Below are 14545 nucleotides of genomic sequence, written 5' to 3'. Positions count from 1 at the left end.
CCGCTCAGCGCGCCCCGCGCTGAAGGTCGCCCTCAATCAGCAGCGCGCTCTTGCCCGCGAGGCGGCTGCGATAGACCTGCAGGTTCTCCATCACGCGCTGGACGTAGTTGCGGGTCTCGGTGAAGGGGATGCGCTCGACCCAGTCGATGGGATCGACGCCGGTCCTGCGCGGATCGCCATAGGCGTCGATCCATTTCTTCACGTTGCCGCCGCCGGCATTGTAGGAGGCGAAGGCGAGAATGTAGGAACCGCGCCAATCCTCCATCAGCTCGCCGAGATGGGCCTGGCCGAGGCGGGCATTGTAGGCGGGATCGCTTGTGAGGCGGTCCTGGTCGTAGGAGGCGCTGACCCGCCGCGCCGTGCGCTGGGCGGTGGCCGGCATCATCTGCATCAGCCCACGGGCGCCGACGCTGGATTGGGCGCGGGGATCGAACTGGCTCTCCTGGCGGGCGATGGCGAAGACCATGGCCTTCTCCACCAGGGGAACGGCGGCGGAGGCCTCGTAATCGGGGATGCCGATGGTGGGGTAGGCATGGGCGTCGAGGGGCAGTCCGCGCTGGACCGCGAGCTTGCCCACCGCGACGAGGGCGCGGGAATTTCGCACATCGACGGCGAGGTTCCCCAGCGCGCTGAGTTCGGCCGGGTTGGTGAGGCGGTTCGCCGTATCGATATAGAGCGGCAGCGCCAGATCTTTCAGCGACGCCGCCTCCAGCATCCGCAGCGCCCGCGTGGTCAGGCGGTTCTCGAACGCCGTCGCGGCGGCGGGTTCAAGTTCGGGGACGACGCGCAGCGGCAGGCTCGCCTGACCGAGCTTTGCCCGCGCGAGCTGCCCGTAATAGGCGATCGGCTGGAGCGCGGCGCGCTCGTAGAAGGTCTTGGCGAGGCCCGCATCGCCCGCCGCCTCGGCGGCACGGCCCTGCCAATAGGCCACGCGGGCGAGCGAGATCGGCGTCTCGGCGATGGTCGCGGCCTTGGCGAAGTGGCTGGAGGCCTTGGCCGGATCGTCGAGGAAGCGCAGGGCGATCCAGCCGGCATGGAACTCGGCCTCGATCCGCTTCTCCACCGTGCGGCCGCTATGGCCGGCGGCGACCTCGTAGGCGAGGCTCGGATTGCCGATATCGATGAGCTTGCGGGCGACGATCCGGCGCTCGACCCACCATTCGTCGCCATCCACGAGCACGTCGCCGTTGGTGGGAGCGGTGGCGAGGATCGCGGCCGCCTCCACCGGCTTGTCGGCCCGGCGCAGGTACTGCGCCCGCGACAGGATGTAGGACGGGTCGCTGCGCAGCGACGGCGGCACGGCGTTGAGCGCGGAGGCGGCCGAGGAACTCTTGTCCTCGACGGCGCGGCGAGCCCGCACCAGGGTGGCGTAGCCGCCGCCGGCATAGGTGGCGGCGCGGCCGGCCGATTCGTAATCCTCCTTCAGGAGGGCGCGCTCCATGCGGAAGCGATGGTCGACGCGGGTGAGGACACCCGGAAAGGCATCCAGTACCTTCGTCTCGAGGGCGCGGCCGAAAGTCTCCGAGCGCCACAGGTCGCGAACCAGGGTCGCGGCGTCCTCGTCGAGGGAGTCCGCCCGGAAGGCGAGGGCGAGGGCGAACTTGCCCGGAGCGCTCGCCGGGGGCGTTCCGGCAAAGAAAGCGCGCACGGTCGCCGGGTTCTTGCGCTCGGTGAGTAGCGCCTCCTCGGCGCGACGGCGCAGGAGCGGCCCCGCCGGCCAGTCCGGGTTGGTGCGGGTGAAGGCGACGGTGCGCTCGAAGCCGATGCCGGAACCGGCGCGGATCGCCACCCATTCGAGCAGCGCAAGAGCCGCCGGATCGGTGAAGCCGTCGCGCAGGCGGTCGCCCTCGGAGACCTTGCCGCGCCGATAGGCGTCGATGGCCTGGCGCAGGGCGGGGAGATCGACATCCGGCGCGACCTGCGCCGCGCGGGCGGGATCGGGCACCTCCGGCACGGGGGCGGCCGGCGTCATAGCCGCATCGGGGAGGGGGAAGGCGATCGGCGCTTCCGGATCGGCGGAGGCATAGGCCTTGGCGGCGGCGGGCAGGGCCTTGCTCGGCGCGGTCTCGGCGCTGCGATCGTCCAGCTTCAAGGCGTCGGCCGCGACCGCGTCGGTGGCCGCGGCTCGGCTGTCCGGCACCAGGACGGACGGAGCGACGGCATCGCTCGACGGGCGGGTGACGATGTCGTCCCCCTGGCCGGCCGCCACGGGGGAGACCGAGGCCGGACCCATCCACATCGTCGTCCCCGCCAGGGCGACGGCGAGGGACACGGGGAGGGTGGCACGATACGAGCGCGTCCAGAACGCCATGGTTCTTCCAGTCCCGTCGGATGCGGACATGCCTAAGCTGTCCCGGAGGGCATTAAGAAGTCATTAACCGCGCCGACGGAGCGTTTGCGCGAGTGCAAGCGAGGCCCTATGTCTGCCCGTCCGCGAGAGCGGTGACGCGGCCGGCACACCGGCCCACCGAAAGATCGACGGCCGGGAACGCCAGGATGACCGACACCACGACCCAACGCCTCAAGGGCGCCATGACCGCCCTCGCGACGCCGTTTCGCGACGGCGTCTTCGACGAGGACGCCTTCCGCAAATTCGTGGTCTGGCAGATCGAGCAGGGCATCCATGGCCTGGTGCCCGTGGGCACCACCGGCGAGACGCCGACCCTGAGCCATGACGAGCACGACCGTGTCGTGGCCGCCTGCATCGCCGAGACCGCCGGCCGGGTGCCGGTGATCGCGGGCGCCGGCTCGAATTCCACGGCCGAGGCCGTCGAGCGCGCCGTGAATGCGGAGAAGGCCGGCGCCGATGCCGTGCTCGTGGTGACTCCCTATTACAACAAGCCGACGCAGGCGGGGCTCTACGCGCATTTCAAGGCCGTCAACGACGCCATCGGCATCCCGATCATCATCTACAATATTCCTCCGCGTTCCGTGGTCGACATGAGCGTAGAGACCATGGCGCGGCTGTATGAGCTCAAGAATATCGCCGGCGTGAAGGACGCCACGGCCAAGCTCGACCGTGTCAGCCTGCAGCGCCAAGCCATGGGTGAAGACTTCATCCAGCTTTCAGGCGAAGATGCGACGGCGATCGGATTCAATGCCCAGGGCGGCGTCGGCTGCATCTCGGTGGTCTCCAACGTCGCACCGCGCCTCTGCGCCAAGCTCCAGGAGGCGACCCTGTCGGGCGATTACGCCACGGCTCTGCGGCTCCAGGACCAGTTGCTGCCGCTGCATGTGGGATTGTTCGCGGAATCGAACCCGTCTCCGGTGAAATATGCCCTGTCGCGGCTCGGCCACATGAGCGACGAGGTGCGCCTGCCGCTCCTCACGGTCAGCGATGCCACCAAGGGCATCGTCGATTCTGCCCTGCGCCATGCCGGCCTGATCGACGGCTGAGCCCCCTCGCAGGCGAAACCCCGGCGAACCATATGACACTCGCCCGGCCGCACCGCGCGGCCGGGCACCTCCGTCAGCTTCCTTCCAGACAGGGGGCACCGGCTGCCCGAGCCGATGCTCCAGAACCGACGATGTGATGGCTCCCAAACCGCAAGACACCCGCCGCGTCGTCGCCGACAACCGCGCCGCCCGCTTCCACTACGAGATCTCGGACGTCCTCGAGGCGGGCATCGCCCTGACCGGAACCGAGGTCAAATCCCTGCGCAAGGGCAAGGCGGCCATCGGCGAGGCGTATGCCGGCCCGTCCGGCGACGAGCTGTTCCTGTTCAACGCCTACATCCCGGAATATCTCGAAGCCAACCGCTTCAACCACGAAACCAAGCGCCCGCGCCGCCTGCTGCTCCACCGCAAGCAGATCAACAAGCTCATCGGCGCGACGAAGCGCGAGGGCTACACGGTGGTGCCGCTGAAGATCTACTTCAACGAGCAGGGCCGCGCGAAGATCGAGCTCGGCCTCGGCCGGGGCAAGAAGCTCCACGACAAGCGCGAGAGCGCCAAGGAGCGCGACTGGGAGCGCGACCGCGCCCGGATCATGCGCGACAAGGGCTGAACCGAGACCCCTCCGTTGACGGGCGATGCCCATCCTGCCAAGAACCCGCCCATGACGACGAGCCCCATCCTCTCCGGACTGTATCACGCGCCGCTCCCTTAGCGGCGAGGTGCTCCGTCACGTCTCAACCGCCCCGGTCGTCGGCGGTTGACCCTCTTTCACGGACCGCTGGCCCCTCGGCTCCATCGAGGTCAGTTCCGTGTCTCATGTCATCTCCCCCTCATCGAACGGTCCCGTCGGGATCATCGGCTTCGGTGCCTTCGGACGGCTGATCGCCGAACATCTCGGGTCACATTTCCCGTTGCGCGCCTACGATCCCGCCTTGCCGCAAGGCTCCGATAGGGAGACATCGAGCGGGATGCGCGGGTCTCCTCTCCTCGAAGGGGAGGGACAGGGTGAGGTGTGCGGCTGTCCCGGAGATGGACCACAGCTGACCCCAGACCGCTCCCTCCAGGCTACGCTACTCACGCATCTCGCGGGTCGCTCGGGTCCCCCTCCCGGAAGGAGAGGGAGTTCCACTGCGCCTCATGTCGAACCCTCTTGGACCGAGGGAACGGATGTCGAGTGGATGTGTGAATCCGGTACGCCGAATGGGGGGAGGAACGCCGGGGTGCGTCTCGGCTCGCTGGCAGACGCGGCCGCCTGTCCCATCGTCGTCCTGGCCGCTCCGGTCTCCAAGCTCGCCGAGGTGGTTTCCGCCATCGGACCTCACCTGCGGCCGGGCGCCCTCGTCCTGGATGTCGGCTCGGTGAAGGTGGTCGCCGCGCGGATCATGGCGGACGGGTTGCCCGATCATGTGGACATCGTCGCGACGCATCCGCTCTTCGGCCCGCAAAGCGCGCGGGACGGCCTGAAGGGGCTCAAGATCGCGGTGTGTCCGATCCGGGGGAGGGGAGGCTGGCGCGCCGCCGCCTTCCTGCGCAAGCGTCTCGGCCTCGACGTCATCCTCACGGACCCGGAGACGCATGACAGGGCCGCGGCCTCGGTCCAGGGGCTGACCCATCTCATCGCCAAGGTCTTCGTCGAGATGGAGCCGCTGCCGACCCGGATGACGACGAAGAGCTTCGACCTGCTGATGCAGGCGGTCGGCATGGTCAGGCACGATGCGCCCGAGGTCTTCGACGCGATCGAGCGCGCTAATCCCTACGCGGCGGATGTCCGCCGCCGGTTCTTCGCCCATGCCTCGCGGTTGGAGACGGAGCTCTCGGTGCGTGGCGCGGACGCCAGGGGCTGAGAGTGATGGTTCGGATGTCGTGCCGAGACATGCGGCCTGCCGCGCGGCCTCGGCGATAAGGAGGAGACGCTACTGTTCGGTCGTGTCGTCGCCCTGACGGATACCGTAGCGGGTTTCCAGACCGGGATTGGGACGGGCGACCGGACGATCGGCCACCTCTCGCGGCAACTCCCGCGGCAACTCCCTCGGACCGCGCGGCGGACCGTCGCCCTGGCTCCGGACGCCGCGCTCGCCGGGGTCGCGACCGACCCGGGGAATGAGATGGACGAGATCGACAAACTCGTCGGCCTGCCGACGCAGATCGTCGGCGATCATGGCCGGCTGTGTCTGGATCGTCGAGACGACGGTGACGCGGACGCCGCGCCGCTGCATCGCCTCCACCAGGGAGCGGAAATCGCCGTCGCCGGAGAACAGCACCATGTGATCGATGCGGGGCGCCAGTTCGAGGGCATCGATGGCGAGCTCGATGTCCATGTTGCCCTTGATCTTGCGGCGGCCGGCGGAATCGGTGAATTCCTTCGCCGGTTTCGTCACGACCCGATACCCGTTGTAATCGAGCCAGTCGATCAGCGGACGGATCGACGAATATTCTTGATCTTCCACCATCGCCGTGTAGTAGAAAGCTCGTATCAAATTATCGCGAGCCTGAAATTCCTTGAGCAACCGGCGATAATCGATATCGAAACCGAGTGCTTTCGTGGCTGCATAAAGATTTGCCCCGTCAATGAACAGGGCGCTGCGCTGTTGTGCGCTCATTGGACGATCCATTTTCTCATTGGATTTTTCACATTCAAGGCAGGAAAATCTTGAAGCTTAACGCCCCCCAAAAGCCCTGCTATCCTCAATACTAAAATAAGTCGAGATTATTTGATCTTGAAAATCAAATCCCTAATAAAATTTAAGAATTAGAAGACCGTCCGAGATAATCGGCGATCATATCCTTTGCTATTGTCCGAGCCGGGCGTTTGTCAACCATGGCCGATAGGCATTCGCCAGAAAAATCGGATGATAGCCGGGTCTGCCGAGGATATTCCATTTCGCGCAACTGATATGCCTAATTGCACATCAGACAAACATCCACCGTGAGTTTCAATCTTGCTTGAAATCAGCCGGGGGCCTTCACGCGACTACCGGGCTTGACGGCGGGCAGCGCGGCGAGTTCCGGCGGCAACGTATCCGCAGGATAGACCGGAATGTCGAGGGTGACCAGGGAGACGAGGGGGAGGCCGATCTCGCCGCGCCCGCCCGAACGGTCGATGAGGCAGGCGGCGCCGATGACGTCCCCGGCTTCGGACTGGAGGGAGGCGAGGCATTCGCGGGCGGAGAGGCCCGTGGTCACGATATCCTCGACGATCACGGCGCGCTGGCCGGCCGGGATGCTGAAACCGCGACGGAGGGAGAACGGGCCGCCGGGATCGCGTTCGACGAAGATGGCGCGGGCTCCGAGATGGCGCGCGGTCTCGTAGCCCGGCACGATGCCGCCGATGGCGGGAGACACCACGATGTCGATGGGGCCGAAGCGGGCGACGATGACCTCCGCCAGGGCCTTGCACAGGCGCTCCGTCCGGACCGGATCGGAGAAGATCGCCATCTTCTGCAGGAAGACGCCGGAATGGAGCCCGGAACTGAGGACGAAATGCCCTTCGAGCAGAGCACCCGCCTCACGGAATTCCGCGAGCACCGCGTCTGGCGTCATGGGAAGGGTGCTCCTGGTCTGAGAGGGTCGGGCGGCGTTTGTGGCAGCGCGGACCACGAGGCGCAAGGCGCTCCCACCCGACGAGGGCCTCCCCGCGCCGGCGCATGGTCAATAGAGCGTTACGCGGCGGAGCCCCCTCCACGGAGACCGGGCGTTCAGCCGTTGACCCGGTCGACCTTGCTCACCGTGCGCTTTCCCCGCAGTTCGGCGACGATGGCGTTGAGGTGCTTCAGATCCCAGACCGAGAGGTCGATGACGATCTCGGTGAAATCCTGCGTGCGCCGCTTCATCGAGACGTTGTCGATGTTGCCGTCGTGATCGGCGATGACCTGGGCGATCTGGGCGAGGACGCCGGGCTCGTTGATCGATTGCAGCGCGAGGCGCGCGGGAAACCGCTCGCTCCCGCCCGCCTCGACATCCCAGCGCACGTCGAGCCAGCGCGCCGGCTCGTTGTCGAAATCCGCGAGCGCCGCCGACTGGATCGGATAGATCGTCACCCCGACGCCGGGGGTGAGGATGCCGACGATGCGGTCTCCCGGCACCGCGCCGCCATTGGGGGCGAAGCTCACCGGCAGGTCGTTGTCGAGGCCGCGAATGGGGATGGCATCGGCACGGCCCATATCGGCGGCGCCTTCGGGGAAGGTCAGGCGCATGGCCTGCCCCTTGGCGAGGCTGAGACGCCCCGCCCCTCCGTCCATGGGCTGCTGCAGGGTGGCCGGGGCCGTGCGGCGTTCGTCCTTGTGGTCGGGATAGACCGCGCGCACCACGTCGCCCGAGAACATCTCGCCACGGCCCACCGCCGCGAACACGTCCTCCGTGCTCTGGCGCGCCAAGCGGGGCAGCGCCCCCCTCAGCTTGTCCTCGGAGAAGCTCTTGGCCGCCCGCTCGAAGGCCCGGTCGAGGATCTGGCGGCCGAGGCCGGCATATTGCCGCCGCACGGCCGAGCGGGTCGCCCGCCGGATCGCGGCGCGGGCCTTGCCGGTGACCACGAGGGATTCCCAGGCCGCCGGAGGCGATTGCCCGTCGGCCCGCGCGATCTCGACCTCGTCGCCGTTGACGAGTTCGATCAGCAGCGGCGCCATGCGCCCGTTGATCTTGGCCCCCACCGCCGTGTTGCCGACATCGGTATGGACGGCATAGGCGAAATCGATCGGCGTCGCGCCGCGCGGCAGGGCGATGAGGCGCCCCTTGGGCGTGAAGCAGAACACCTGGTCCTGGAAGAGTTCGAGCTTGGTATGCTCCAGGAACTCCTCCGGGCTGTCGCCCTCGGCCAGGAGTTCGATGGTCCGGCGCAGCCATTGATAGGCGCCGCTCTCCGTGGCGAGGCGCGGATGCACGCCGCCGATCTCGTCCTTGCCGCCGCTCTCCTTGTAATGGGCGTGCGCGGCGATGCCGTATTCGGCGATCTCGTCCATGGCCGCGGTGCGGATCTGCAGCTCGACGCGCTGGCTCTTCGGGCCGATCACCGTGGTGTGGATCGACCGGTAATCGTTCTGCTTCGGGGTCGAGATGTAGTCCTTGTAGCGGCCCGGAACCATCGGCCAGGTGGTATGGACGACGCCGAGCGCCCCGTAGCATTCGGACAGCGACTCGACGATGATGCGGAAGCCGAAGATGTCCGACAATTGCTCGAAGGCGACCGACTTGCGCTCCATCTTGGCGGAGATCGAATAGGGCCGCTTCTGGCGTCCGGTGACCACGGCGTTGATGCCCTGCGCGGCGAGCTTGGCGGTCAGATCCCGCTCGATGCTCTCCACCAGGCGTTCCGACTTCACGGCGAGATCGGCCAGGCGCTGGGTGATCGTCTCGTAGATCTCGGGCTTGAGGTTGCGCAGGGCGAGGTCTTCGAGTTCCTCGCGCAGTTCCTGCATGCCCATGCGGCCGGCGAGGGGGGCGTAGATGTCCAGGGTCTCCTGGGCGATCCGCTCGCGCTTCTCCGGCTTCATGTGGTGGAGCGTGCGCATGTTGTGCAGGCGGTCGGCGAGCTTCACCAGGAGCACGCGCACATCCGCCGCCACGGCGAGCAGCAGCTTGCGGAAGTTCTCGCCCTGGACCGCGCGCTTCGACACGAGGTCCAGGCGCTTGAGCTTCGTCAGCCCGTCCACCAGGGCGCCGATCTCGGGGCTGAAGAGCTCGCGGATCTCGTCGAGGGTGGCGGCCGTGTCCTCCACCGTGTCGTGCAGGACCGCGGCGACGATGGTCGCATCGTCCAGCCGGAGATCGGTGAGAATCGCGGCGACTTCCAGGGGATGGGCGAAGAAGGGATCGCCCGACGCCCGCTTCTGCGTGCCGTGCGCCCGCATGGCATAGACGTAGGCGCGGTTGAGAAGGGCCTCGTTCACGGCGGGGTTGTAACGCCTGACCCGCTCCACGAGCTCGTACTGGCGCATCATCCGCCGCAACACCCTTCACACATCGTCGCTGCCCGCCTCTGTCTTCGTTGTCCCGCATCGCGACCGGGCACGCCAGACCCATGGCGCCGCATGACACCGGTTTCTCGCGCCGAAAAACGAAAAACCCGGCGCCGGGCCGGGTTTTCGCAGGATCGTCAGTGGACAGTACGTCGTCCGATCACTCGGCCTCTTCGTCCGTCTCGGTCGGCGGAGCGAGGTTCTCGAGACCGCGCAACAGATCCTCTTCGCTCATCCGGTCGAACTGGACGGCGCCGTCGTCGCTCGAGGATGGCGGCGCCACGGCGGCGGCGGCCGGCGAGCTCGACAGGAGCGGCACCGTCTCGGCCTCCGGCTCATCGACCTCGACGTATTTCTGCATCGAGTGGATGAGCTGTTCCTTGAGGTCGTCGGCCGTGATCGTCGCGTCGCCGATCTCGCGGAGGGCGCAGACCGGGTTCTTGTCGCGGTCGCGGTCGATGGTCAGCGGCGCGCCGGCGGCGAGCAGGCGGGCGCGATGGCTCGCGAGCAGGACGAGCTCGAAGCGGTTCTCGACCTTGTCGATGCAGTCTTCAACGGTGACGCGAGCCATGCGGGAGGGCTCCTTCCATAGACCGGGAATTTAGAGATTGAACCGGCTCCATACACCGCCTCACGCGCCGCAACAAGCCGATGCAGGGGAACGCTTTCCGTTTGCCCCTCGGGGCGCGGCCCGCCCCACGAACGAGGCGCCCGATCCATCCGCCCGGCCGGCGCAGCCGATCGCCCCGGAGACAACCCGGGCGCCCGACGCTAACCATGCCTCCGGGCCCGTGCGATTCGGCGCGGAACACGGAGGTTCCCCTCTCATGACCACCCGTTTCAGCCGCCGCAACCTGTTCGACTGCGCCTGCCGGCTCGGCGCGGCCGCCTTCGCGGCCACTGCCCTGCCGACTTTCGGGCTCGCCGCCGCTCCGTCCACGAAGAAGACCGATCTCAGTGCCGACCAGGCCCTGGACCTGCTGAAGGAAGGCAACCGCCTCTACAAGACCGACAGCCCCGTCCGTTCGGTGCAGGGCCGCGACCGCCGGATCGAGATCGCCCTCGGGCAGACGCCGTTCTGCGTGCTGGTGAGCTGCTCCGATTCCCGCGTCTCCCCGGAGATCCTGTTCGAGCGCGGTCTCGGCGAGCTCTTCATCGTCCGCAACGCCGGCAACACTGCCGATACGGCCGCCCTCGGGTCGGTGGAATACGCCGTGTCGCAACTCGGCGTTCCGCTGGTGCTGGTGATGGGCCACAGCCGCTGCGGCGCGGTGCAGGCGGCGGCCGACGTGGTGGAGAACAACACCGTCTATCCCGGCTCCATCGGCCGGATGATCGAGCCGATCGTGCCGGCGGTGCTGTCCGCCCGCGGCAAGCCCGGCGACTTCATCGAGAATTGCGTGCGCGCCAACGTCGACCGGGTCGTCAACCGCATGCGCACGGCCTCCGAGCCCGCCCTCCTCGATCCCCTGAAGGCGGGCAAGCTGCGCATCGTCGGCGCCTCCTACAGCCTCGATACCGGGGTGGTGGACTTCTTCAACGAAGCCTGACCCCGGCCGGCGATCGCGGCACCTCGTGTTGACACCTGCGGCGGGCGGTGCGACTGCGCCGCCCTTTCCGTGCGAGAACATGACCATGGCGCGCGCATTCATCTTTCCAGGCCAGGGCAGCCAGGCCGTGGGCATGGGCCGGGCCCTGTCGGAGGCCTTCCCCCAGGCGAAGGCGGTCTTCGACGAGGTCGACGAGGCCCTCGGCCAGTCGCTGTCGACGCTGATGTTCGAGGGACCGGTGGAGGAGCTGACCCTCACCGCCAACGCCCAGCCGGCCCTGATGGCGGCCAGCATCGCCACCCTGCGCGTGCTCCAGGCGACACGCGGTCTCGATCTCGTCCGCGATGTGGCGGCGGTGGCCGGGCATTCCCTCGGCGAGTACACGGCGCTCGCCGCCGCCGGGACCTTCACCCTGGCCGATACCGCCCGCCTCCTGCGCATCCGCGGCGAGGCGATGCAGGGCGCGGTGGCGCCGGGTGCCGGCGCCATGGCCGCGCTCATCGGCGCCGATGCCGAACTGGCCGGGTCCATCGCCGCGGAGGCCTCCGAGGGCGAGGTCTGCGACGTCGCCAACGACAACGGTGCGGGACAGGTGGTGCTCTCGGGCGCGAAAGCCGCCGTGGAGCGCGCGGTGGCGATCGCGCAGGGGCGCGGCATCAAGCGCGCGGTGATGCTCAACGTCTCGGCGCCGTTCCACTGCTCGCTGATGGTGCCAGCGGCCGAGGCGATGCAGGACGCCCTGACCCGGGTGGCGATGAAGCCCCCCCTGGTGCCGGTCTATTCCAACGTCCTGGCCGCGCCGGTGCTGGAGCCGGCGGCCATCCGTCAGGCCCTCGTCGCCCAGGTGACGGGCACCGTGCGCTGGCGCGAATGCATCGCCGCCATGGCCGCCTCCGGCATCGATCAGTTCCACGAGATCGGCACCGGCAAGGTGCTCTCCGGCCTCGTCAAGCGGATCGCCCCCGGCGCCACCGCCACCCCCGTCGGCACGCCCGACGACGTGGCCGCCTTCCCGACGCTCAGCTGACAACAGGATTGCCCATGTTCGACCTGACCGGCCGCAAGGCCCTCGTCACCGGCGCGACCGGCGGCCTCGGCGGCGCCATCGCCCGGGCGCTCCACGCCCAGGGCGCCACCGTGGCCGTCTCCGGGACCCGCGCCGAGGCGCTGGACGCACTCTCGGCCGAACTCGGCGGCGAGCGCGTCCATGCCCTGACCTGCAACCTCTCCGACAGGGACGCCGTCGAGGCCCTGGTGCCGGCGGCGGAAGCCGCCCTCGGCGGCCTCGACATCCTCGTCAACAATGCCGGCATCACCCGCGACAACCTGCTTCTGCGGATGAAGGACGACGAGTGGGACGCGGTGATCGCCGTGAACCTCTCCGCCGCGTTCCGCCTCTCGCGGGCGGCGGTGAAGGGCATGATGAAGCGGCGCCACGGCCGAATCGTCAATATCGGCTCCGTGGTCGGCGCCACCGGCAATCCGGGGCAGGTGAACTATGCCGCCGCCAAGGCCGGCCTCGTCGGTATGACCAAGGCCATGGCGGCCGAGGTCGCCACCCGCAACCTCACCGTCAACTGCATCGCGCCGGGCTTCATCACCTCGCCGATGACCGACGCCCTCAACGAGAAGCAGCGCGAGGGCATCCTCACCCGCGTCCCGATGAACCGCCTCGGCACCGGCGAGGAGATCGCGGCCGCGGCCGTCTACCTCGCCTCGAACGAGGCCGCCTACGTCACCGGCCAGACCCTGCACGTGAACGGCGGCATGGCGATGTACTGAGCGGGTATCGCGCCACCACACGCGGGAAAACCCGCCGATCGTCCGGGAAAAAGCCACGGTGATGAACGGTTTGTGAACCGGCCCTCGCCAGCGCCAAAACCCTGTGCTACCACCCCGGCTGCCGTGCGAGGGGGGTTGACGGTTCAGCGTGTTGCGGGTTCTCAAGACCACGCGCGATCGGACACCGGCCGCTTCCAGAGATCCGCACCAGCGGAACGGCGGCCACGGCACCTTCACCATCACGATCGAATAACCAAGGACCAAGAACGATGAGCGATATCGCTGAGCGCGTGAAGAAGATCGTTGTCGAGCACCTCGGCGTGGAGCCGGAGAAGGTGGTCGAGGGCGCCAACTTCATCGATGACCTCGGTGCCGACAGCCTCGACACCGTCGAGCTCGTGATGGCCTTCGAGGAAGAGTTCAACGTCGAAATCCCCGACGACGCCGCCGAGACCATCCAGACGGTCGGCGATGCCGTGAAGTTCCTCGAGAAGAACTCCGCGTAAGCACGACGGCACGAAAGGCGCGAGGAGCGGGGTCCTCGGGACCCCGCGCGCCGAACGACAGTGACATGACGGGACTGGTTCGGGATTACGCGATGCGTCGGGTTGTGGTGACGGGCTTGGGTATGGTGACGCCGCTGGGAAGCGGGGTCGAGGCCACCTGGAGCCGGTTGATCGCGGGAGACAGCGGAGCGTCGCAGGTGACAGCCTTCGACGTGTCCGATCTCGCCTGCCGCATCGCGTGCTCGGTCCCGTTCGGAGACGGCAGCGACGGCACCTTCAATCCCGATCAGTGGATGGAGACGAAGGAGCAGCGCAAGGTCGATCCGTTCATCGTCTATGCCATGGCCGCCGCCGGTCAGGCGCTGGACGATGCCGACTGGCACCCCAAGAGCCACGAGGATCAGTGCGCCACCGGCGTGATGATCGGTTCCGGCATCGGCGGGATCGGGGGCATCTACGACGCCTCCGTGACCCTGCACGACAAGGGGCCGCGACGGATCTCGCCGTTCTTCATTCCCGGCCGAATCATCAATCTCGCCTCCGGGCAGGTCTCCATCGCCCACGGCCTCAAGGGGCCGAATCACGCGGTGGTCACCGCCTGCTCCACCGGGGCGCACGCCATCGGCGACGCCGCCCGGCTGATCCAGTTCGGGGATGCCGACGTGATGGTGGCCGGCGGCGCCGAATCCCCGGTGAACCGCCTGGCGCTCGCGGGCTTCGCCGCCTGCCGCGCCCTGTCCACCGGCTTCAACGACCAGCCCACCAAGGCCTCCCGGCCCTACGACAAGGACCGTGACGGCTTCGTCATGGGGGAGGGCGCCGGCGTCGTCGTTCTCGAAGAGTACGAGCACGCCAAGGCACGCGGTGCTCGGATCTATGCCGAGGTGGTCGGCTACGGCCTCACGGGCGACGCCTACCACATCACCTCTCCGGCCCCGGACGGCGACGGCGCCTTCCGCTGCATGAGCGCCGCGGTGAAGCGCGCCGGCATCCAGGCCTCCGACATCGACTACATCAACGCCCACGGTACCTCGACGCCCATGGGCGACGAGCTCGAACTCAAGGCCGTGGAGCGCCTCCTCGGCGAGCACGCCGCCCAGGCCGCCATGTCCTCCACCAAGTCGGCCGTGGGCCACCTGCTCGGCGCCGCCGGTGCCATCGAGGCGATCTTCTCGATCCTCACCATCCGCGACGGCGTGATGCCGCCGACCCTGAACCTCGACACGCCCTCGGTGGAAACGGCCATCGACCTCGTGCCCCACGAGGCCAAGCGCAAGCAGGTGGATGTCGTGCTCTCGAACTCGTTCGGCTTCGGCGGCACGAATGCCAGCCTGGTGATGCGGCGGGTCTGAGACCCGGG

Annotated in this window: 13 protein-coding genes; 8 read left to right on the top strand and 5 right to left on the bottom strand. The window is 68.0% G+C overall.

The window, feature by feature from the left end:
* Positions 1–4: 4 nt before the first annotated feature.
* The gene (locus MKK51_RS23685) at positions 5–2311 is read right to left on the bottom strand and encodes a lytic transglycosylase domain-containing protein (RefSeq protein WP_243982242.1); all 2307 of its coding nucleotides are present in this window, start codon (positions 2309–2311) and stop codon (positions 5–7) included.
* A 185-nt stretch (positions 2312–2496) separates the two neighbouring features.
* On the opposite strand from MKK51_RS23685, the gene dapA reads away from it, so the two are divergent.
* The 3 genes from dapA (at position 2497) to MKK51_RS23670 (ending at position 5240) form a co-directional block, all read left to right on the top strand.
* Positions 2497–3396, top strand: a complete 900-nt coding sequence (gene dapA / locus MKK51_RS23680) for a 4-hydroxy-tetrahydrodipicolinate synthase (RefSeq protein WP_243981613.1) — start codon at positions 2497–2499, stop codon at positions 3394–3396.
* Positions 3397–3532: 136 nt separating this feature from the next.
* A complete protein-coding gene (smpB, locus tag MKK51_RS23675) occupies positions 3533–4006 on the top strand; it encodes an SsrA-binding protein SmpB (protein WP_018044478.1) in 474 nt (157 codons plus the stop codon).
* Between the two features lie 610 nt (positions 4007–4616).
* Positions 4617–5240: a prephenate dehydrogenase/arogenate dehydrogenase family protein gene (locus MKK51_RS23670; protein WP_243981611.1), complete on the top strand. Its 624-nt coding sequence runs from the start codon at positions 4617–4619 to the stop codon at positions 5238–5240.
* Positions 5241–5309: 69 nt separating this feature from the next.
* On the opposite strand, the gene MKK51_RS23665 is transcribed toward MKK51_RS23670, so the two are convergent.
* From MKK51_RS23665 to rpoZ, 4 genes are all read right to left on the bottom strand, one after another.
* Positions 5310–5996 (bottom strand): NYN domain-containing protein, encoded by a 687-nt coding sequence (locus MKK51_RS23665; protein WP_243981602.1) that lies wholly within the window; start codon positions 5994–5996, stop codon positions 5310–5312.
* 349 nt (positions 5997–6345) lie between these two features.
* Entirely contained in the window at positions 6346–6936 is a 591-nt protein-coding gene (gene pyrE / locus MKK51_RS23660) for an orotate phosphoribosyltransferase (protein ID WP_243981600.1), read from the bottom strand.
* A gap of 155 nt (positions 6937–7091) precedes the next feature.
* Positions 7092–9329 carry a RelA/SpoT family protein gene (locus MKK51_RS23655; protein WP_243981598.1) on the bottom strand — a complete coding sequence of 746 codons (2238 nt, stop codon included), beginning with the start codon at positions 9327–9329 and terminating at the stop codon, positions 7092–7094.
* A gap of 178 nt (positions 9330–9507) precedes the next feature.
* Positions 9508–9918, bottom strand: coding sequence for a DNA-directed RNA polymerase subunit omega (gene rpoZ, locus MKK51_RS23650; protein ID WP_243981589.1), 411 nt, complete (start codon positions 9916–9918; stop codon positions 9508–9510).
* Positions 9919–10174: 256 nt separating this feature from the next.
* Between rpoZ and MKK51_RS23645 the strand changes: the two genes are divergently transcribed.
* The 5 genes from MKK51_RS23645 (at position 10175) to fabF (ending at position 14537) form a co-directional block, all read left to right on the top strand.
* Positions 10175–10897, top strand: coding sequence for a carbonic anhydrase (locus MKK51_RS23645; protein WP_243981587.1), 723 nt, complete (start codon positions 10175–10177; stop codon positions 10895–10897).
* An 85-nt stretch (positions 10898–10982) separates the two neighbouring features.
* Entirely contained in the window at positions 10983–11924 is a 942-nt protein-coding gene (gene fabD / locus MKK51_RS23640; protein ID WP_243981585.1) for an ACP S-malonyltransferase, read from the top strand.
* Positions 11925–11938: 14 nt separating this feature from the next.
* Positions 11939–12679, top strand: a complete 741-nt coding sequence (gene fabG / locus MKK51_RS23635; RefSeq protein ID WP_243981578.1) for a 3-oxoacyl-[acyl-carrier-protein] reductase — start codon at positions 11939–11941, stop codon at positions 12677–12679.
* A 269-nt stretch (positions 12680–12948) separates the two neighbouring features.
* The gene (locus MKK51_RS23630) at positions 12949–13185 is read left to right on the top strand and encodes an acyl carrier protein (RefSeq protein WP_018044468.1); all 237 of its coding nucleotides are present in this window, start codon (positions 12949–12951) and stop codon (positions 13183–13185) included.
* A gap of 92 nt (positions 13186–13277) precedes the next feature.
* Positions 13278–14537, top strand: a complete 1260-nt coding sequence (gene fabF / locus MKK51_RS23625; RefSeq protein WP_243982239.1) for a beta-ketoacyl-ACP synthase II — start codon at positions 13278–13280, stop codon at positions 14535–14537.
* Positions 14538–14545 lie beyond the last annotated feature (8 nt).

The sequence above is a fragment of the Methylobacterium sp. E-045 genome (assembly GCF_022829685.1).
Classification (GTDB): Bacteria; Pseudomonadota; Alphaproteobacteria; order Rhizobiales; family Beijerinckiaceae; genus Methylobacterium.
This window is presented reverse-complemented; position numbering and strand designations above follow the sequence as displayed.